Source organism: Methylomonas rapida, from assembly GCF_024360925.2.
In the GTDB taxonomy this organism is placed as follows: Bacteria; Pseudomonadota; Gammaproteobacteria; order Methylococcales; family Methylomonadaceae; genus Methylomonas; species Methylomonas rapida.
The window spans coordinates 79165-99564 of the sequence record NZ_CP113517.1 but is presented as its reverse complement, the minus strand read 5'-3'; the positions used below and the strand labels follow the sequence as shown (position 1 = coordinate 99564).

At 55.3% G+C, this 20400-nt stretch carries 21 protein-coding genes; 14 read left to right on the top strand and 7 right to left on the bottom strand.

Features of this window, described 5'->3' with window-relative positions; all coding sequences use genetic code 11:
- Nucleotide 1: 1 nt before the first annotated feature.
- The 10 genes from NM686_RS00430 to NM686_RS00385 all read left to right on the top strand — a co-directional run bounded on the left by NM686_RS00430 (nt 2) and on the right by NM686_RS00385 (nt 8865).
- Entirely contained in the window at nt 2-394 is a 393-nt protein-coding gene (locus tag NM686_RS00430) for a rhodanese-like domain-containing protein (protein ID WP_255189974.1), read from the top strand.
- Nucleotides 395-499: 105 nt separating this feature from the next.
- Nucleotides 500-2317 (top strand): translational GTPase TypA, encoded by a 1818-nt coding sequence (gene typA, locus NM686_RS00425; RefSeq protein ID WP_255189973.1) that lies wholly within the window; start codon nt 500-502, stop codon nt 2315-2317.
- A gap of 262 nt (nt 2318-2579) precedes the next feature.
- The gene (gene atpD, locus NM686_RS00420) at nt 2580-3995 is read left to right on the top strand and encodes a F0F1 ATP synthase subunit beta (protein ID WP_255189972.1); all 1416 of its coding nucleotides are present in this window, start codon (nt 2580-2582) and stop codon (nt 3993-3995) included.
- 169 nt (nt 3996-4164) lie between these two features.
- Nucleotides 4165-4581: a FoF1 ATP synthase subunit delta/epsilon gene (locus NM686_RS00415; protein ID WP_255189971.1), complete on the top strand. Its 417-nt coding sequence runs from the start codon at nt 4165-4167 to the stop codon at nt 4579-4581.
- Complete coding sequence (locus tag NM686_RS00410) at nt 4578-4853, top strand: AtpZ/AtpI family protein (protein WP_255189970.1); 276 nt, start codon at nt 4578-4580, stop codon at nt 4851-4853. The genes NM686_RS00415 and NM686_RS00410 overlap by 4 nt, the downstream gene beginning before the upstream one ends.
- A 19-nt stretch (nt 4854-4872) precedes the next feature.
- Nucleotides 4873-5562: a F0F1 ATP synthase subunit A gene (locus tag NM686_RS00405; RefSeq protein WP_255189969.1), complete on the top strand. Its 690-nt coding sequence runs from the start codon at nt 4873-4875 to the stop codon at nt 5560-5562.
- Complete coding sequence (locus NM686_RS00400; protein WP_255189968.1) at nt 5559-5825, top strand: F0F1 ATP synthase subunit C; 267 nt, start codon at nt 5559-5561, stop codon at nt 5823-5825. Before NM686_RS00405 ends, NM686_RS00400 begins: the two co-directional genes overlap by 4 nt.
- Nucleotides 5826-5880: 55 nt before the next feature.
- Nucleotides 5881-6636 (top strand): F0F1 ATP synthase subunit delta, encoded by a 756-nt coding sequence (locus NM686_RS00395; RefSeq protein ID WP_255189967.1) that lies wholly within the window; start codon nt 5881-5883, stop codon nt 6634-6636.
- Nucleotides 6629-8068 carry a F0F1 ATP synthase subunit alpha gene (locus NM686_RS00390; protein WP_255189966.1) on the top strand — a complete coding sequence of 480 codons (1440 nt, stop codon included), beginning with the start codon at nt 6629-6631 and terminating at the stop codon, nt 8066-8068. The genes NM686_RS00395 and NM686_RS00390 overlap by 8 nt, the downstream gene beginning before the upstream one ends.
- Nucleotides 8065-8865, top strand: coding sequence for a F0F1 ATP synthase subunit gamma (locus tag NM686_RS00385; protein WP_255189965.1), 801 nt, complete (start codon nt 8065-8067; stop codon nt 8863-8865). The genes NM686_RS00390 and NM686_RS00385 overlap by 4 nt, the downstream gene beginning before the upstream one ends.
- Before the next feature lie 151 nt (nt 8866-9016).
- On the opposite strand, the gene NM686_RS00380 is transcribed toward NM686_RS00385, so the two are convergent.
- Genes NM686_RS00380 through metH form a run of 3 tightly spaced genes read right to left on the bottom strand, consistent with a single transcriptional unit; the run spans nt 9017 to nt 13443 of the window.
- The gene (locus NM686_RS00380) at nt 9017-9253 is read right to left on the bottom strand and encodes a glutaredoxin family protein (protein WP_255189964.1); all 237 of its coding nucleotides are present in this window, start codon (nt 9251-9253) and stop codon (nt 9017-9019) included.
- Nucleotides 9253-9753: a TIGR00645 family protein gene (locus NM686_RS00375; RefSeq protein WP_255189963.1), complete on the bottom strand. Its 501-nt coding sequence runs from the start codon at nt 9751-9753 to the stop codon at nt 9253-9255. Before NM686_RS00375 ends, NM686_RS00380 begins: the two co-directional genes overlap by 1 nt.
- A gap of 15 nt (nt 9754-9768) precedes the next feature.
- Nucleotides 9769-13443 (bottom strand): methionine synthase, encoded by a 3675-nt coding sequence (metH, locus tag NM686_RS00370; RefSeq protein WP_255189962.1) that lies wholly within the window; start codon nt 13441-13443, stop codon nt 9769-9771.
- A 79-nt stretch (nt 13444-13522) separates the two neighbouring features.
- Between metH and NM686_RS00365 the strand changes: the two genes are divergently transcribed.
- Nucleotides 13523-13711 (top strand): DUF2970 domain-containing protein, encoded by a 189-nt coding sequence (locus NM686_RS00365; protein WP_255189961.1) that lies wholly within the window; start codon nt 13523-13525, stop codon nt 13709-13711.
- A gap of 64 nt (nt 13712-13775) precedes the next feature.
- Here NM686_RS00365 and NM686_RS00360 read toward each other — a convergent pair whose 3' ends face one another.
- Nucleotides 13776-14177 carry a hypothetical protein gene (locus NM686_RS00360; RefSeq protein ID WP_255189960.1) on the bottom strand — a complete coding sequence of 134 codons (402 nt, stop codon included), beginning with the start codon at nt 14175-14177 and terminating at the stop codon, nt 13776-13778.
- 235 nt (nt 14178-14412) lie between these two features.
- Between NM686_RS00360 and NM686_RS00355 the strand changes: the two genes are divergently transcribed.
- The 3 genes from NM686_RS00355 to NM686_RS00345 all read left to right on the top strand — a co-directional run bounded on the left by NM686_RS00355 (nt 14413) and on the right by NM686_RS00345 (nt 16996).
- Complete coding sequence (locus tag NM686_RS00355) at nt 14413-14541, top strand: hypothetical protein (RefSeq protein WP_255189959.1); 129 nt, start codon at nt 14413-14415, stop codon at nt 14539-14541.
- 135 nt (nt 14542-14676) lie between these two features.
- Nucleotides 14677-16584, top strand: coding sequence for a DCC1-like thiol-disulfide oxidoreductase family protein (locus tag NM686_RS00350; protein WP_255189958.1), 1908 nt, complete (start codon nt 14677-14679; stop codon nt 16582-16584).
- Nucleotides 16585-16873: 289 nt separating this feature from the next.
- Nucleotides 16874-16996: a hypothetical protein gene (locus tag NM686_RS00345; protein ID WP_255189957.1), complete on the top strand. Its 123-nt coding sequence runs from the start codon at nt 16874-16876 to the stop codon at nt 16994-16996.
- A 72-nt stretch (nt 16997-17068) separates the two neighbouring features.
- Here NM686_RS00345 and NM686_RS00340 read toward each other — a convergent pair whose 3' ends face one another.
- From NM686_RS00340 to glyS, 3 genes are read right to left on the bottom strand one after another with little or no spacing between them, the layout of a single operon-like run.
- Nucleotides 17069-17830, bottom strand: a complete 762-nt coding sequence (locus NM686_RS00340) for a lysophospholipid acyltransferase family protein (RefSeq protein ID WP_255189956.1) — start codon at nt 17828-17830, stop codon at nt 17069-17071.
- Nucleotides 17796-18338, bottom strand: a complete 543-nt coding sequence (gene gmhB / locus NM686_RS00335; RefSeq protein ID WP_255189955.1) for a D-glycero-beta-D-manno-heptose 1,7-bisphosphate 7-phosphatase — start codon at nt 18336-18338, stop codon at nt 17796-17798. The genes NM686_RS00340 and gmhB overlap by 35 nt, the downstream gene beginning before the upstream one ends.
- A complete protein-coding gene (gene glyS, locus NM686_RS00330; RefSeq protein WP_255189954.1) occupies nt 18335-20398 on the bottom strand; it encodes a glycine--tRNA ligase subunit beta in 2064 nt (687 codons plus the stop codon). The genes gmhB and glyS overlap by 4 nt, the downstream gene beginning before the upstream one ends.
- Between the last annotated feature and the right edge of the window lie 2 nt (nt 20399-20400).

Genomic DNA, 20400 nt, shown 5'->3' with positions numbered 1-20400 from the left:
CATGATAGAAAACCTCGACCCCAAGCAAGCCTGGGCGCTGTTACAGGATAATCCGGCCGCCGTGCTGATCGACGTCAGAACCGCGATCGAACACGGCTTTGTCGGCCACCCTCCCCAAGCCATCCACGTGGCCTGGAAAGAATTTCCCGGCATGCAACTCAATACGGCCTTCGTCGAACAAGTGCAGCAACACGCGCCGGACAAATCCGCGCCTATTCTGCTGCTGTGCCGTAGCGGCGTGCGCTCGGTCGACGCCGCCAAGGCATTGGAAGCCGCCGGCTACCAGCATTTGGTCAACATCCTGGAAGGCTTCGAAGGCCCGCTGGACGAACACAAACACCGCGGCACGCTGGGCGGCTGGCGTTTCCATGGCCTGCCCTGGGAACAAAGCTAAATGTAAGGCGGGTTCGCAGTTGCAACCACCCTGCAAATCCCATCCGTCGACTAGCCCTTGCGGGCAAAATCAACCTCCTTTTTTCTTTAAAGACCCTTAAACCTCGTGATAGAAAAACTCAGAAACATCGCCATCATCGCCCACGTCGACCATGGCAAAACCACCCTCGTCGATCAACTATTGCAGCAATCCGGCACCTTCGACGCCCATGAAAAAGTCGACGAGCGAGTGATGGACTCCAACGCGCTGGAAAAAGAACGCGGCATCACCATTCTGGCCAAAAACACCGCGATCGACTGGAACGGCTACCATATCAATATCGTCGACACCCCGGGCCACGCCGATTTCGGCGGTGAAGTCGAGCGCGTGCTGTCGATGGTCGACTGCGTACTGTTGCTAGTCGATGCCGTGGACGGCCCGATGCCGCAGACCCGTTTCGTTACGCAAAAGGCCTTTGCGCTGGGCCTGCACCCGATTGTGGTCATCAACAAAATCGACCGTCCCGGCGCACGTCCGGACTGGGTGATCGACCAAACCTTTGACTTGTTCGACCGCCTCGGCGCCACCGACGAACAACTGGATTTCCCTATCGTCTACGCCTCGGCGCTGAAAGGCTATGCCGGCCTGGAAAGTACCGTCGATGGCGGTGACATGACGCCGTTGTTCGAAACCATCGTCGAAAAAGTTCATCCGCCCAAAGTCGATCTGGACGGCCCATTCCAGATGCAGGTCATCAGTCTGGATTACAACAGCTATGTTGGCGTGATCGGCATTGGCCGCATCCAGCGCGGGACGGTCAAAACCAACCAGCCGCTGACCTTGATTAATCGCGAAGGCGCCACCCGCAATGGCCGCATGCTGCAAATCTTCGGCTTCAAGGGCCTGGAACGTATCGAGGTGCCACAAGCGCAGGCCGGCGACATCATCGCCTTCACCGGCATCGACAAACTGGAAATTTCAGACACGCTGTGCCAGCAAGACGCCGTCGAAGCCTTGCCACCCTTGAAAGTGGACGAACCGACCGTCAGCATGACCTTTCAGGTCAACACTTCACCTTTTGCCGGCAAGGAAGGCAAATTCGTCACGTCAAGGCAGATACGCGACCGTTTAAACAAGGAATTGCAGCACAATGTCGCCTTGCGCGTCGAAGACACCGAAGACCCGGACAAATTCAAGGTCTCCGGCCGTGGCGAACTGCATTTGTCTATCCTGATCGAAAACATGCGCCGCGAGGGTTACGAACTGGGCGTATCCCGGCCAGAAGTGATTTTGAAGGAAGTCGATGGCGAACTGCACGAACCGTTCGAGATGGTCACCATTGAACTGGAAGACGAACACCAGGGCGCGATCATGGAAAAACTCGGCGAGCGTAAAGGCGATTTGCTGAACATGGTGCCGGATGGCAAAGGCCGCACCCGCCTGGAATACATGGTACCGTCGCGCGGGCTGATCGGCTTTCAGACCGAGTTCTTGACCGCCACTTCGGGTTCTGGCCTGTTCTACCATGTGTTCGACCATTACGGCCCGATGAAAAAAGGCAATGTCGGCAGCCGCATCAACGGCGTGCTGGTGTCGATGGTACAAGGCAAGGCGCTTGGCTATGCTCTGTTCAACTTGCAGGAACGCGGCCGCCTGTTCATCGAACATGCCACCGAAGTTTACGAAGGCATGATCGTAGGCATCCACTCGCGCGACAACGACCTGGTGGTCAACCCGACCAAAGCCAAGCAATTGACCAACATCCGCGCCGCCGGCTCCGACGAGAATATTCTGTTGACGCCACCGATCAAGATGAGCCTGGAGCAGGCGCTGGAGTTCATCGACGAAGACGAACTGGTCGAAGTCACGCCGCAGTCGATACGTCTGCGCAAGAAACTCTTGACTGAAAACGAGCGCAAACGCGCGTCCAGATCATCTGAATAACCCCTACCATCCTTTCCATTCCCGCGCCGGGAAGGGCTTAGATCCTACAATGCCTGCCTCGGCAGGCAAGCTGCGCATTTCGCCACTTCGGTAAATTCCGAAATGGCGAAATCACAAACGCTAAATCAACCGCTTCGCCGCCACAAAGCGTTACTCCCAAAAAGGGCGCTTTCCATGTTCCGGCTTCATGATCGTTATCGTTAGTACCAACGGCGATTTCAGAGTACTATCTGCCCTGTATTCATGACGGTCTGTTTTTTCCATGGCGACAGATTTCAAACTCCAAACGACTCGCCCCGAAACTCTTGCCAAAGAGTCTGTGGTTGGCTGCGTCGAGGCCGCCCAAGGGCCGGTCGTGGATGTGCGTTGCGATTATCTGCCGCCTATCGGCCAGGCGCTCGATGTCATCAATGGCGAGGGCGCTTATGTGTTGGTGGTCTTCCAGCATCTCGAGCCCACCCTGGTCAGAGCCATCGCCCTGCATTCCGTGTCCGGGCTCTATCGTGGCATGCCGGTTTACGATCGGGGCGACGCGCTGCATGTACCGGTCGATCCGTCCTGTCTGGGTAGAATGCTGAATCTGTTTGGCGAACCGCTGGACGGCGGCCTACCTCTGCCGCAAACGGCCTTCCGCAACATCCTGTCCCCGCCGCCAGCATTATCCGAAACCTTGCCGGCCACACAATTATTGGAAACCGGCATCAAGGTCATCGACTTGCTGTGCCCCTTCGTCCGCGGCGGCAAGACCGGCTTGTTCGGCGGCGCCGGGGTCGGCAAGACCGTGTTGATGATGGAATTCATGCACGCGATCAGCAGCGGCATGCAAGGCGTTTCGGTCTATGCCGGCGTCGGTGAACGCATGCGCGAAGGCCATGAACTCTGGCACGAAATGGCCGATGCCGGCGTGCTACCCAAGGCCTTGCTGGTTTATGGGCAAATGGATGAATCGCCGGGCGTGAGGTTTCATGTCGGCTATACCGCGCTGGCCTACGCCGAATATTTGCGCGACACGCTAAAAGCCGAGGTGCTGTTCCTGATGGACAACATCTTCCGCTTCGTACAAGCCGGCAGCGAAATCTCCGGACTGCTGGGCCGCATGCCGGCCACGGTGGGTTACCAGCCCACCTTGCTGACCGAGGTGGCCTCATTACAAGAACGCATCGTTTCGACCCAGTCCGGCTCGATTACCTCGGTACAGGCGGTTTACGTGCCGGCCGACGACATGTCCGATCCGGCCGTGGCGACGATACTGGGTCACCTCGACAGCGTGGTGATATTGTCCCGCCAACAGGCCGCCAAAGGCATTTATCCGGCGATAGATCCCTTGCGCTCCAGCAGCCGCATCATGGATCATCGCATCCTCGGCGAACGCCATTATCGGGTGGCGCGGGCGGTGCGCGAGCATCTGTCGCGTTATCGCGAGCTCGAAGACATCATCGCCATGCTCGGCATCGAGGAATTATCCCGGGAGGACCGCCTGATCGTCGAGCGTGCCCGGCGCTTGCAGCGCTATCTGACCCAGCCCTTCATCACGGTCGCCGACCATACCGGCTTGCCGGGGGTACGGGTTCCGCTAGAACAGACGATTACCGATTGCGAAGGCTTTCTGGCCGGCCGATTCGACCTCCTCAGCGAGGCCGATTGCTACATGAAAGGCGGCATGCCAGCATGGACCTAGAAAAATCATTTGATCCACGAAACACACGAAAGTCACGAAAAGTTTCAAACAGTTATCACGCCAAAGAGCAGCGCCGAACAGGTGAATCGATATGGATCGATATGCTTCATAACGCAATGATTTCTTTCGTGTATTTCGTGATTTTCGTGGACTTATTGCCGTTTTTGGGATGAATCGTTTTACGTTGACCTTGCAGCACTGCCAGGGCCTCGAACATTTCGCCGAAGTCGTACAGTTCATCGGCGCCGATGCACAAGGCAGCTTTGGAATTTTGGCCGGCCATGTCCATTGCATCGCGCTATTGCGTTACGGCCTGGCGCGGTTTTGCGATCGAGATGGCGTCTGGCATTATCTGGCCTTGCCCGGCGGCGTGCTACGCTTTGCCGACAACCGCCTGACCGTCACCGCGGTACGGTATTTTCTCGGCGATAATGCCGGCCTGCTTTGTGAACAATTGGCAGCGGAAATGGCGCGCACCGATTCGGAAATTCATAGCGCAAGAGCGACACTGTCGGAAATCGAACGCTCGCTGGTGCGGCGTTTGGCGGAATTGGGCGGCCATGGCCCGGGAGGCATGTCGACATGAATTTTCGCGACAAATTGATAGCCCATACCCGGCGCGACGTCCAGCGTCTGAACGGTAAAACCAAACGGCCGGCCACCTGGATCGGCTTGCTGCTTTACGGCGGCACCCTGGGACTTCTGTTCGTCGTTCCCATCGTGGGCGGCGCCTATTTGGGCCGCTGGCTGGACACGCTGGCGACCGGTTATTCGGTGCGCTGGACCGTCAGCCTGATCGTGCTGGGGATAGCGGTAGGCGGCTATAATGTGATCCGGTTTCTGCGGGAACATTCCTGAACATGCGGGAGACAATGGCATGAACGATAACTATGCTGCCCTACAGTTCGGCCCCTTGAGCATCAGCGGCACGGTGCTGACGACCTGGGGCATCATGCTGGCCTTCTCGCTATTGGCCTGGTTGACGCGGATAAGGATGAACGGCCACACACCGCGCTGGCATGGTGCCGCCGAAGCCGTGGTGGTAGCCATCGAGGGCGCGATCGGCGAAGTATTGCCGGCGACGTCGGTACGCCGGGTGCTGCCTTTCGTCGCCACCTTATGGCTGTTCGTGTTGACGGCCAATCTGATTGGCCTGATACCCGGCCTGCATTCGCCGACCCGTGACTTGTCCGCCACCGCCGCGCTCGCCGTTCTGGTATTCGCGTCCACGCACTGGTTCGGCATCCGCGATCACGGCTTGCGCAATCATCTGCGCCATTATCTCGAGCCCAGCGTCATCCTGCTGCCGTTTCATGTCATCAGCGAATTGACGCGAACACTGGCTTTGGCGATCCGTTTGTTCGGCAACATCATGAGCCTGGAGATGGCGGCCTTGTTGGTGCTGCTGATCGCAGGCTTTCTGGTGCCCGTGCCCTTATTGATGCTGCACGTCGTCGAAGCCATCGTCCAGGCCTACATTTTCGGCATGTTGGCATTGATTTACATTGCCGGCGCACTGGAAAGCCACGAATCCGAAACCTCTTCATCCGCGGAGCATCATTCATGACCGATATTCATTTGTTCAGCATGATTTCGACCGGCGTGGCCGGCCTGGTAATCGCCATCGGCACGATGCTGCCGGCTGTCGCGATGGGCCGGGCGATCGCCAGCGCGCTGGAAGCCTTGGCCCGGCAACCCGAGGCCGAAAAAACCATCAGCCGCACCTTGTTCATCGGCCTGGCGATGATCGAGTCATTGGCGATTTACTGTTTGGTGGTAGCCTTGATCGTCCTGTTCCGCAACCCCTTGCTGGAATATTTCTTGAACTGACCCTGAGGCCGGCCAATGGACCGGCGTCGGCCCTCTATAATCTCGGACACCGCCTATGATGGAATTCGACTGGACCACCTTCATCCTGGAAATCGTCAACTTTCTGGTCTTGGTGTGGATACTGCAACGCTTTTTGTACCGGCCGATGTTGAGCATGCTCGACGCCCGCCAGCAGCGCATCAAAGACGAAACCGAGCGGGCCGAGCACTTGCGCCTCGAGGCCGAAACGTTACGGCAGCAATACGAGGAACGTCTGGCCGACTGGAGCCAACGCCAGGAAACCAGCCGTCACGAATTGGACGCCGAACTGGCGCGTTTGCGTCGTAGTGCCCTGGAGACGCTGCAAAAATCCCTGGCCGATGAAGAAGCCAAACAACGCATCCGTAACCAGAGCTCCATCGACAGCCGGGAAGCGGCCCTGGTCAGGGAGGCCGCCGAAACGGCCTATGCGCAAGCGGCGCTCATATTGCAAAGGCTGGCATCGCCGCAACTAACGCATCGTATAGCCGAGATTTTTCTGGAAGACTTGAGCACCTTGAGCGAGAGCGACCAGACGGCATTACGCAAGGCCGCGGCGATGCTGATCCCGGCCTCCGCCATCGAATTGGTTTCCGCACATCCCCTGCCGGATCAGATGGCTTCTGCCTTGAGCCTGGCCTTGTCGCAAGCCGCCGGCCAGAATTTATCGTTCGTTTTTCGGGTCGATCCTGCCTTGATCGCCGGCCTGCGCGCGGTGATAGGCGAATGTCAGTTGCATGCCAATCTGGCCGACGAATTGGCGTTTTTCAGGCGTCAAGCCAACCATGGCTGACAAGATGCCTTCTTACCGCTTCGGCCTGCGCCTATCCGAGCGTGGTTGCGTGGCCGGCATAGGCGACGGCATCGCCTGGATACGCGGCTTGCCGTCGGCGCGCCTGGACGAGCTGATCGGTTTCGACGACGGCAGTACCGGCCTGGTGTTTCAGCTTGGCAAGGAAGTACTGGGCGCGATCCTGCTATCGCAAAGCCGCGGCGTCACTGCCGGCATGTCCGTGCAACATACCGGCCGGCGGCTGGAAGTGGGCGTCGGCGATGCGCTGCTCGGCAGGGTGGTCGATCCGCTCGGCAGCCCGCTGGATGGCTTGCCGCCGCCGGAGTTGCGCCAGTTTCGTCCACTGGAGGCCGCCGCGCCGACCATCATCGAGCGCGATTTCGTCAGCGAACCTTTTTACACCGGCAACAAGATCGTCGACACGTTGATTCCCATCGGCAAGGGGCAGCGCCAGCTGATCATAGGCGACGATGGCGTCGGCAAAAGCGCGCTGGCTCTGGATGCGGTATTGAATCAGCGCGGCCGCGACGTACTGTGCGTCATGGTGCTGATCGGCCAGCCGCGCTCTTCGGTGGCCGGCACCCTGGAAGCCTTGCGACAAGCCGGGGCCCTGGAATATACCGTCGTGGTCGTAGCCGAGGCTAACGCCCTGCCTGGATTTCGCTATCTGGCGCCTTTTGCCGGCTGCGCGATGGCCGAGCATTGGTTGCGTCTGGGCCGCGACACGCTGGTGGTCTATGACGATTTGACCCGCCACGCCCAGTCCTACCGGGAGCTATCGTTGCTATTGCAGCGTCCGCCGGGACGCGAGGCCTACCCAGGGGATATTTTCTATCTGCATTCGCGCCTGCTGGAGCGCTCGACGGTGCTGGGCCGCGATTACGGCGGCGGCAGCATGACCGCGCTGCCCATCATCGAAACCCGTCAGGGCGAACTGTCCGCCTATATTCCAACCAATCTGATCTCGATCACCGACGGTCAGATTTACTTCGAAAGCAAGTTGTTCGCGGCCGGCATGCTGCCGGCCATCGACATTGGCCGCTCGGTGTCCCGCATCGGCGGCAAGGCCCAGCATCCGGCGATCAAGCATGCCGCCGCGCATATCCGCCTGGATTATTTGCAGTTTCTGGAATTGGAATTGTTCGCCCGCTTCGGCACCCGCCTGGAAGCCAGCATAGAGCAAAAGTTGCAACGCGGCCGCCTGCTGCGGGAAATCCTGAAACAAGACCGCATGCAACCCCTGCCGGAACAGTTCCATCTAGCCTGGCTGTTGACCTATGGTGAAGGGCTGCTGGAAAAGCTGAGTCCCGAACAGGTGGCGGGCCAATTATCCCGGTTATTCGAACGTCTGCCGGACTACGATCTGACGCTGGACACACCCAAGTCGCAATGGTTGGCGACACTGCGGGAATTGTTGGAGGCCGAATCATGAGTCAACGCCGGGAAATCGAAGGACGCCTGGCTTTATACGACGAATTGACCGGCATCTTGGGCGCGATGCGCAGTTTTGCCTTGGCCGAGCTGCGCAAGGTCGGCAAACGCGAGACGGCGCAGCAAGAGATCGTGGCTTCATTGTCCGACGCCTTGCTCGATCTGAGCGGGGGGTTGCCGGCAGCGCTCTATGCCGACCCCGGCCATACGGCTGGCGACATTTGGCTGTTATTCGGCTCGGTGCGCGGGTTTTGCGGCAGCTTTAACGAGGATGTGATGCGCTTCTGGCGCGGTCGCGCCGATCAAAATAACACTGTGCTCCTTGTTGGCGAACGCTTGCATGCAATGATCGCCGAAACTACGCCGGCGCAGCGATTGAGCGGAGCGGAAGGCAGCCTGGACGCACCTATCGTCATAGAGCGAATATTGGCCGCCATCATGGCATTGCGCGGCAGCGTCGAGTTCGGCCTGATGGCCTGCATTCGCGACGAGAAGGGTGTTCTCAGCCACCGCTTGTGGCCTTTGCCGCCTCCCGCCGACAAGACCGGCAGCTATCCGCCGTTGACCTATCAACCGTTAGGCGAAGTGGCCACTGGCGTCGCCGAGCAATATCTGTTTCATGCCTTGCTGGCATTGCTGTTACGCTCGATTCGGGTGGAAAACCACATGCGTTTGATGCAAATGGAAACCGCATTGAGGCACCTGGAAAAGGGTGGCGAAGAATTGCAGCGGCAGCGCAACCGTCTACGCCAGGAAGAAATCGTCGAGGAAATCGAATTGATGGTGGGCAGACGCTGATTTCCTTTCGCCGCAAACCCTATAGCGGAAAAAGCTAAAGCTTTTTCACTCCAGTCGCAATTCAAAAGTGCAATGACTTTAGCTATTGCCGAATGGCACTGGCATTTTTACTTTGACGCCTCGTCGAGTCGGGATTTGCTCAGGGCTGAATTCAATTCGAGACTTGCGCAAGGAATTCCCGCAAGCCATCCTCGTCAAACGGCCAGTTCAACTCACATGCGCTGGCCGCATGCAATAACACCGGTATGCGCAAGCCATAGCGCTGTTGCAGTTGCGGGTCTTCGATGATGTCCTGCTTTTCGAAGTCTAAACCAAACTGGACCAACAACTGCTCGGCCTCCTCGCACAGATGGCAGCTTTCCGTGCCATATAAAACTAGATCGGCCATCAATGTTTGGAAATCTTGTCCAGATAACCCATGATGAAGGCCGACGTCACCAGGGTCAGGTGAATGATCACGTACCACAACATCTTCTCGTTGGCGATGTTTTCCACTTCCATGAACACCTTCAGCAGCCGGATCGAGGAAATCGCGACAATGGAAGTTGCGACTTTCAGCTTTAAAGAACCGTAATCGTGCGTGCCCAGCCACTCCAGCTTTTCGGCGTCGCTGCCGATGTCCAGCCGGGACACGAAATTTTCATAACCGCTGAACATCACGATCACTGTCAAACTGCCGACCAGCGTCAGATCGATAAAAGTCAGCAGTTTCAGGATGATCTGGCCCTCGTCGATTTCCAGCACGTGCGGCAAAAAGTGATACAACTCCTGAAAAAACTTGATCGCCAATACCAGCAACACCAGGCTCATGCCGAGAAACACCGGCGCCATGATCCAGCGGCTGGTGTACATCAAGCGTTCCACAAAATGTTCTAACCGTAATTGCATGGCAAGTTTTACCTATCAATGATTCAAATGGGCCGCCAGCCAGCGTTCGGCAACCTCGACACTCATGCCTTTACGCTGCGCGTAGTTCTGCAACTGGTCCAGATCTATCTTGCCGACGTTGAAGTACTGCGACTCGGGGTGAGAGAAATACCAGCCGCTGACCGCCGCGGTCGGATACATCGCGAAACTTTCGGTCAGCTCGATGGTGGTGTGTTGGGTCACATTGAGCAATTCGAACAGCTTGGCCTTTTCGGTATGATCCGGGCAGGCCGGATAACCCGGAGCCGGGCGGATGCCTTGATAGGCTTCCTCGATCAAGGCTTCGTTGTCATGCGTCTCTTCCTCGGCATAGCCCCAATACTCCTTGCGCACCGCCTGATGCAGGTATTCGGCGAAGGCTTCCGCCAAGCGGTCTGCCAAGGCTTTCAGCATGATGGCGCTGTAATCGTCGTGGTCGCGTTCGAATTCCGCCAGTTTGCTTTCTATGCCTATGCCGGAAGTCACCGCAAAGGCGCCGAGATAATCGGCAATGCCGCTGTCGACCGGTGCAATGAAATCCGACAGACAATAATTCGGCCGGCCCGGCGCCTTGACGTTTTGCTGGCGCAAGTGGTGCAGTACTTCGCGCCGCTGGGTACGGCTGTCGTCGGTGTACAGAACGATGTCGTCGCCGTCGCTGTTGGCAGGGAAGAAGCCGATCACGGCCTTGGCGGTCAGCCAGTTCTCACGGATGATGTGCTTCAGCATGTCCTGCGCATCCTCGAACAACTTGGTCGCTTCCTTGCCGACCACTGAGTCGCTCAAGATCGCCGGGTAACGACCGGACAGCTCCCAGGTATGGAAGAATGGCGACCAATCGATGAACCAGACCAGCGTATCGAGCGGGAAGTTATCGATGACCTTGGTGCCCAAAAATTTGGGTTTTACCGGCTTGTGAGCGGCGTAATCGAAGCGGTTTTGCCGGGCGGCTTCCAAGCTATGTTGCGGCGCCTTGGCTTGGCGACCTTTATGGTGTTCACGCACTTGTTCGTATTCGGCGCGGACTTTGGCGATATAGTCGGCCTTCAAATCCTCGCTGAGCAAGGCGCTGACCACGCCGACGCTGCGCGACGCGTCGGCCACGTAAACGGTCGGCGCAGCCTGATAATTGGGTTCGATCTTGACCGCAGTATGGGCGCGGGAAGTGGTTGCGCCGCCGATCAGCAACGGAATAGCGAAACCCTGGCGCTGCATTTCCTTGGCGACATGCACCATCTCGTCCAGGGACGGCGTGATCAGACCGCTCAGGCCGATCACATCGACCTTTTCGTCGCGGGCGGTTTTCAATATCGTGTCGGCCGGCACCATGACGCCCAAATCGATGACTTCGTAGTTGTTGCATTGCAACACCACGGCAACGATGTTTTTGCCGATGTCGTGCACGTCACCCTTGACGGTCGCCATCAATACCTTGCCGTTGGTTTGACGCTCGCTGCCGTCGGCCTGGGCATCCATGAACGGCATCAAATAGGCCACGGCCTTTTTCATGACCCGCGCCGATTTGACCACCTGCGGCAGGAACATCTTGCCTTCGCCGAACAAATCGCCAACCACGTTCATGCCGTCCATCAACGGACCCTCGATGACGTGCAGTGGCTTTTCGGCCTGCAAACGAGCTTCTTCGGTGTCTTCTTCGATGTAATCGGCGATACCCTTGACCAAGGCATGTTCCAGGCGTTTGTTGACCGGCCAGCTGCGCCATTCCAGGGTTTCCTGCTTGGCGACATGGCCGCTGCCGCGGTATTTTTCGGCGATTTCCAGCAGCTTTTCGGTGCCTTCCGGCGTGCGGTTCAAGATGACGTCTTCGACCGCGTCGCGCAGCTCCAGCGGAATGTCTTCGTAAATCGCCAGCTGCCCGGCGTTGACGATACCCATGTCCATGCCGGCGTGGACGGCGTGGTACAGGAACACGGCGTGTATCGCCTCGCGCACCGGATTGTTGCCACGGAACGAAAACGACACGTTGGAGACGCCTCCGGAAATCAACGCATGCGGCAAGGTTTGCTTGATGACGCGGGTGGCCTCGATGAAATCGACGCCATAATTGTTGTGCTCCTCGATGCCGGTGGCGACCGCAAAAATGTTGGGGTCGAAGATGATGTCTTCCGGCGGGAAGCCGACTTGTTCGGTCAGAATCTTGTAGGCGCGGGTGCAGATCTCGATCTTGCGTTGCTGTGTGTCGGCCTGGCCCTGTTCGTCGAAAGCCATCACGATCACGGCCGCGCCGTAACGGCGCACCAGCTTGGCGTGTTCGATGAATTTTTCTTCGCCTTCCTTGATCGAAATCGAATTGACGATACCCTTGCCCTGGATGCATTTCAGGCCGGCTTCCAAAATCTCCCATTTGGACGAGTCCAGCATGATGGGCACTTTGGCGATGTCGGGCTCGGCGGCCAGCAGATTCAGGAAGCGCACCATGGCCGCCTGAGAGTCCAGCATGCCTTCGTCCATGTTGATGTCGATGATTTGCGCGCCGTTCTCAACCTGTTGCTTGGCGACTTCCAGCGCGTCTTCGTAACGGCCTTCGACGATCATCTTCTTGAAGACCGCCGAACCCGTGACGTTGGTGCGCTCGCCGACGTTCACGAACAAGGTTTCAGGGCCTATGCTCATCGCCTCCAGGCCGGACAAATGGCAGCGTTTTTCCAGTTCGGGAATCCGGCGCGGCGGGTATATACTCACCTCCTGGACGATGGCGCGTATCGTGTCCGGCGAGGTGCCGCAGCAGCCGCCGATGATATTCAGGTAACCGTTCTTGGCCCAATCTGACAGCTCGGCGGCCATCATTTCCGGGGTTTCGTCGTATTCGCCGAATTCGTTGGGCAGGCCGGCGTTGGGGTGGGCCGAGACATAGGTGTCGGCGATGTTGGATAATTCTTCGATGTATTGGCGAAGTTCCGTGGCGCCCAATGCGCAGTTGAAACCGATCGAAATCGGCTTGACGTGTTTCAACGAAGCCCAAAACGCCGCGGCGGTCTGGCCGGACAAGGTGCGGCCGGAGGCGTCTGTGATGGTGCCGGAGATCATCACCGGCAGTTTATAGCCGAGTTCGTCGAACACCGATTCGACCGCGAAAATCGCCGCTTTGGCGTTCAGGGTGTCGAATACGGTTTCGATCAGGATGATGTCGGCGCCGCCCGCGATCAGGCCGCGAGTCGATTCGCTATACGTTTCGACCAGGTCGTCGAAGGTGATGTTTCTAAAACCCGGGTCGTTGACGTCGGGCGACATCGACGAGGTGCGATTGGTCGGGCCCAATACGCCGGCCACGAAACGCGGCTTGTCCGGCGTCAGCGCCGTGACTTCGTCGGCAGCCTGTCTAGCGACGCGAGCCGAGGCGACGTTGATTTCGTAAGCCAAGTCTTCCATACGGTAGTCGGCCATCGCCACGCGGGTGGAATTGAAGGTATTGGTTTCGATGATGTCCGCGCCGACATCGAGATAGGCTCTATGAATGGCCTTGATGATGTCGGGTTGGGTGATCGACAATAAGTCGTTGTTGCCTTTCAGGTCGACCGGCCAATCGGCGAAGCGTTGGCCGCGATAATCCTTTTCGCCCAGCTTGTAGCTCTGTATCATGGTGCCCATGGCACCGTCTAGAAATAAAATGCGTTGACGTAACTGCTGGTTTAGTCGTTCTATGCTGTTCATCGGCGAGAAAATGGTGTGTTATCGAGTTACGGCAAACGCGTGCCGCAAAAGAGTTTGAACATTGAAATAAGGGAAAATCATGACCAAGCCCAATCTGCTACATGTTGTAAAGAGTGTACTGGCCGCCGCAATCGGCGTACAAAGCGAAAAAAACCGTGAGATTGACTTTAAGCACGGCTCGCTGCCTGCTTATATCATTGTTGGATTGATTGGGACAGTGCTGTTCATCTTGGCGATAGTCGCCATTGTCAAGCTGGTAACGAGTTAGCCAACGTTTTTTGCGACAAAAAAGCCCAAGAGGTCTTGGGCTTTTCGCGGCAAAAAGTTAAGTTTTAGTTACCGGATGTTTTGAAGCTGTTTTTGATGCTTTCGAACATTTCCTTGACACCGCTGAACAAATTGGCCGGTGTCAATGCTTCTTTCAGGATGAATTGCGTACGAATGAAAGCCACGGCCAGGAAGCCCGCAATAGGCGGCAGCAATTCAAAAATTACCGGCATGAACCAGCCACCCGCGCCTTCTTGTGTTTTGCGATCACCAACACTGGTCAGTTCGCGATCATATTCGCCGCCGACATCCTTGCCTTCCAACGCATCGATGATCATGATGTTGACGTTATAGAACAACACCTGAATCACCAAATATACGATCGCACAACCCGCGACCCACATCAAAACATTGCCTTTTTTGGCCCGCATCAGCGATTGGTAAACCCAAATCACCGTTAAAATCATTATTACGCCACCAATCATATTCTTTCCCCTTGTAATGAACTGTTTTTATTTTTGTAAAGTCAGCTTCAAGCCGCATACTACCATAAACCACCAAGATGGCAATTTGTGTCAACATCTTTATTAGTTTTCCATCAATTGCTTGACTTTAGGAACAGCTAAAGTAATATAGCAACCTCGACGGCCACAAGGCTGGCAGATTTTTTATAACAACTAAATTGAAAGGTAGGAGGCACCCATGGGAGCGATCTTAGACTTAACAGAAATGTTAAAAGAACCATCAGGTATGATTGGAGCGGTAGTAATCATCGCTGCAGGATACTTCTTCGTAAAATGGGTGTTTGCTGAGCCTAAAGACGAAGAATAAGCTAGATTGCTTCTCGAAGCCTAGTTTTTCTGATTAAAGGCGGCACGGTAAACGAAGCCGCCTTTTTTGTGCCCGGATGTTTTTCATCCGGAAAAATACCCTATAATTTGTATATTTTTGTCTTTCCGATCAACAATGTACAAATTATTCGCCGCCAAAATCCATGCAGCCTTCCTGCAACAGGCCCCCGCCACCGGCATCGGATTGTTTCGCTTGCTATTTGGCCTGGTTACGCTGCAAGAAATCCTGTTCCTGATTTATTTCAATCACCTGATTTTCGACCCCATCCCGTTCAAGGATGTCGAGTTTCCGATGATCACCTTTTTCCTGTGGATTTGGGCTGCCGTGGCATTTAGCCTGGCGATAGGTTATCACTGTCAAGCCAGCACCATCGCGAATTACGTTTTTTGGCTGATTTTTGTTAACTTCACCCCGATGCAGAGGGATTTTGACGGCGGCTTTGACTTGTTCATGATAGGCGGAAACTTCTTCATGATGTTCATGCCTCTAGACAAAGCCTTTGCGATCGACGATCTCAGAAAAAAATTAGCGACGCCTTTCATACACGATTCCGCTCACGAACCGGCACAAGTTTCAAGGCTAACTTATTATCTCCCCGCCATCATTTGCCTGGGTTTTTTGTATTTCGATTCGGTCATACACAAGATGTTTGCCGAACACTGGCGCAACGGCCTAGGCGCCTGGCTGCCGTCGTCGATGCCTTATTACATTTCGGCCATCGACATGTCCTGGCTGTTGAACATCGAGAGCCTGCAAAAACTGATCGGCTACACCATCATCGTTTTTCAATTCACTTTTTTGCCGCTATTTCATTTCAGGTTATTGAGACCACTTTATTTATTGATAGGCATGTCGCTGCATCTGGGCATTGCGCTGTCCTTCAATATCTACCCTTTCGGCATCGGCATGCTGATCTTTTATACGTTGATGGTGCCATTCTCCTGGTATCGACGCATCGGATCGTGGCTAGGAAAAGCACGCCCCGCCCTTACGGTTTTTTATGATCAACAGTGCCCGCTGTGCAACCGCACGGTCATCATTCTGAACCATTTCGACATCCTGAAGGCGGTCGATTTCAAACCGGCCCAAAGCCATGCTCGCAATTACCCATCCCTGAATCGGATCGACGACAAGACTTTACTGACCGATTTATATGCACTGGACAATGAAGGAAAGGTTTATTCCGGCGTTGACACCTATGCGCAAATTTTCATTGCGATGAGCTATACCGCCATCATTGGCTGGCTCATGAAATTGCCCGGATTGCATGCCGTCATCAGCCGTTTTTACCGCAGAATTGCCGACAATCGGGCCCGTATCACTTGCGACATCAGTTGTTTACCGCAAAGCCAAACCACTTTTCCAGCAACACTCTACGATAAGATTTTTGCAGTAAGCCAAGGCAAATTGCAAAAACGCAATGCACAAAAAATCGCCAAGGCTCTTGTCTTCATGATGCTGCTGCAATTGAACAGCAGCCTGCATTACGGCTTACTGTACCGTCTTGAGGTTGACACCCGGCAATCACCGCTCACCAGCATCATGGCCGACATGAGCAACGCCCTGCTGATGTTCTCGCATACTTTTCTGGGCATTACTCCACACGCCTTGTATTTGCACGACCATTTCGAGGGCTACAACCACTTGCTGGCCATTACCTATCTCGATGCCAACGGTAACGAGCACTGGCTACCCTTCGTCAACGAACAAGGCCGGCTAGTGGCGCCCAATTGGGGCCGGGTGCATTCGATGTGGGCCAATATCGCCGTCACACCGAATATCGATGAAGTTCGCTTGAAAAAATTCATCATGAAGATCACCGCATTCTGGGGCAGAAAAATCAATCTGGACCTGGACAACACGCGTTTCATCATCAAGATGAAAAAAATAAACGCCCCATTTTCATGGGAAAAAGACTTGCGAAAAAACAATCTAAGCGGCGACTGGTTGGCAATAGGGAGTGCGCAATGGCAGGATCGAGAAATCAAAATCAATCTGCCGAAAGACATAGACGCACTCTGACGCGATCGCTCTCGATGCCCAATTACGCACTCGCGCTGATAACATCAGCAGGAGCGCGTAAGCTTGAACTCTCGTTCAGTGACACAGTCATCGAGGCAAAAAGCCGCTACGAAACACGGCTGCAACCTCGATGGATTTGCGATTTCCAGCCTGGCGCAACCAGACGAGAGCAAAAATCACGAAAATGAACTTTCGTATTGCACAAGCGCATGCACCATGATATAAATTTCCGCGTGCTTAATTTAGTACACATAAGAAATATAAAAACCTTTTTATTTTGGAGGATGTTATGAAAAAAGTATTATCTCTTCTGGCTATTGCTGCTATGGTTGTTGGCTTGACAGGCTGCATCGACGATCCAGATAGCACAAAACAAAAAGTTTCTAGCTCTACTTCTTCAGTACAGCTATAAATAAAAATAAGGCCCACTTCGGTGGGCCTTATGCTTTTTTCAAAACGCCTTTGCAAAAATCCTCTTAAAACCTCAAGCTAGCTGTTCTTTCGAAATCTCCCGCATAGCTTGAGTGATCCAGGCTTCGGCTTCAGCATTTATTTCCTTGGCGCTTTTATCCTGTGTACAAATCAGGGGGCCGATTTTGACTTTGATTACCCCAGGGTATTTCAGAAAGCTATTGCGCGGCCAAAACTCACCGGCATTATGCGCCAACGGAACCACCGGAAAACCAGATTTGTGCGCCAGCATTGCGCCACCTGCGTTGAACTTTTTCGTGGCTCCTGGCGCCACTCGGGTCCCTTCCGGAAATATCAAAACGAACAAGCCCTCCCGCAACCGAGCGATACCTTGCTCCAGCAGCATTTTCAAGGCTTCTTTCTGATTGCTGCGATCGATGGCGATTGGTTTCAAGGTGGCCAAGGCCCAACCACCAAAAGGGATTTGCAGCAACGATTTCTTTAATACGGCCGTTTGCGGCGCAACGATCTGGCGCAAGGCAATGGTTTCCCAGGCCGACTGATGCTTGCTGAGTATGATGGCGGCCCCTTGTTTGGGAATGTTTTCCAGGCCTTCGACCTCGTACCCAAGGCCACAGCAAAGCTTCAACACATACAACAGACAATTAATCCAGATATCGGCAATCTTATAGCGCACCTCGAACGGCAGCCAAAAACCCGCCAAAATGAGTACACCAACGATGGGCGTCGAAAACAGGATATAAACAAAGAACAAAGTCGAGCCCAGATAGACTCTGAAATCAGCTTTTCGAGACGATATACTTTGCTGCGTCATAGAGATTCTCAAAGATAGGAAAATTGAGGTTAGGATGTTTTTGTAGCGTTTGCAGGCCCTTGCCGGTTTTGACCAGTATCGGTCTAGATCCCGCGGCCAAACTGGCTTCGATGTCCCTGAAGGAATCACCAATCGAGTAGACATTTTTCAGATCAACGCGCTTGTCCTGCGCAAAATCCTCGAACAGACCCGTTTTGGGTTTGCGGCAGCAACAATCGTCAGCAGGACCATGCGGACAAAAATACACTTTTTCGATCTGCCCGCCCGCGCCTGCCGTCAGACGCCTCATTTTGTCGTGCATGGCCTCCAAAGTCGCCAAATCGAACAAGCCGCGCGCGATGCCCGACTGATTGCTGATCACCACGACTTTATAGCCATGCCGATTCAATAGCGCGATGGCCTCCAAACTCCCCGGCAACGGCAACCATTCATCCGGTGATTTGATGAATGCATCGGAATCAACGTTGATGGTGCCGTCGCGGTCCAGGATGACGTAACGCTCGGTCACGATTGCAATTTGGAAATGTCCGCGATTTTCAGGAACTGACTGGAAAGTTTGGCTAGCAACGCCAGACGGCTGTTACGCAAGGCTACATCATCGGTATTGACCATGACATGATCGAAAAACGCATCGACCGTCTCGCGCAGTTGCGCCAAGCGGCTCAACGCCATGGGGTAATTCTGCTCTTCGAGTAACGGCAAAATCACGGTTTCCGCTTCCTCGGCGGCAACCAGCAAGTTTTTCTCCTGTACCTCGACCAGCGTACCGATGCTATCGGAAACCGACTGCTCGGACTTTTTCAGGATATTGATGATGCGCTTGTTCGCCGCCGCCAGGCTTTCCGCTTCCGGCAAGGCGCGGAAACCTTGTACTGCCTTGATTCTAAGCCAGAAATCAAACGGCCGGATCGGATTGACCGCCAGCACCGCTTCGAATTCGTCGCTACTGAAACCCTGATCCAGGCAGTATCCTTTCAGGCGATCGAAAATGAAACCTATGACCTTATGCCGGGTTTCGGCCTTGTCGAACGCATGGCTGAACTGCGCCAACGCAGCATCCAGCAATTCGACCACATCCAGCGCAATGCCGTTTTCGATCAAGATCCGCAAGATGCCCAAGGTCGCGCGGCGCAAGGCGTAAGGGTCCTTGTCACCGGTCGGAATCAGACCGGCGCTGAAAATACCGGCCAGCGTGTCGATTTTTTCCGCCAGCGCCAGCGCGACGCTGATCGGCGCCTGGGGAATCTCGCCGCCGGATTGTTTCGGAAAATATTGCTCTTCCTGAGCCTGAGCGACTGCCATATCTTCGCCGTCCGCCGCCGCGTAATACCGGCCCATCGTGCCTTGCAAGTTGGCGAATTCGCCGACCATGTTGGTCATCAGATCGGTTTTCGCCAGCAAGGCCGCACGCCTGGCCAGCGCCACATCGGCCCCGAGTTTTTCGGCGATCAGGCCGGCCAGGTTGGCGACGCGCTCGGTCTTGTCGAACAAGGTACCCAACTCTTTCTGGAACACAATGGTTTTCAGACTGTCGACACGGTCGGCCAAGGATTGCTTTCTATCCTGCTTCCAGAAGAATTCGGCATCGACCAGACGCGGCAGCACCACGCGCTCGTTACCGGCGCGAATCGAAGCCGGATTGGAGCTTTCGATATTGGCGAAGGTTATGAAATGCGGCAACAACCCGCCTTGCGCGTTTTTGACCGGGAAATATTTCTGGTTGGACTGCATCGTCGTGATCAGCACTTCCTGCGGCAATTCCAGGAAGCGGGCATCGAAATTACCCACCACCGGCACTGGCCATTCGTTCAGCGCAGCGACCTCTTCCAGCAAGTCCTCGTCGATGTGCGCGATGCCACCCAATTGGCTGGCAGCCTGCTGCGCGCCGGTTTCGATCTGCCGCATGCGCTGTTCGAAATCGACCGTGACTTTCGCCGCCAACAACTGGTCGACGTAATCGTTGGGATGGCTCAATTCGATCGGATTGGGAGCATGCATGCGATGGCCGAAACTATGCCGACCGGTTTTCAAACCCAGAATCTCGGCTTCAATCACCTCATTGCCGAACAACAATACCGCATTGTGCACCGGCCGCACGAACTCGTGCTCGTAAGCGCCCCAGCGCATGCGTTTGGCAATCGGTAATTGCGCCAGACTTTTGCGGATGATGTCGGGTATCAGTTCGGCGGTGGCTTGGCCTTTGACCGCTTGTTTGAAAATCAGCCACGCGCCTTTGTCAGTTTCCAGCTTTTCCAGTTGATCGAAACTCGCCCCACAACTGGCGGCAAAACCCAGCGCCGCCTTGCTCGGTGAACCGTCCGGACCGTAGGCGGCCAGCAAGGCAGGACCGCGCTTTTCCACCACCTTGTCGGCTTGCTGGCTGTCCAGATTACGGATCAATACCGCCAAGCGGCGCGGCGAGGCATAAGCCTTGGCTTCGCTGAAGTTCAAGCCCGCCTCTTTCAGGCCGGCGACCATGCCGTCCAGCAAGGACTGGCTGAGTTTTTTCAAGGATTTGGGCGGCAGTTCTTCGCCGCCGAGTTCGAATAACAAATCGTTGCTGCTCATGA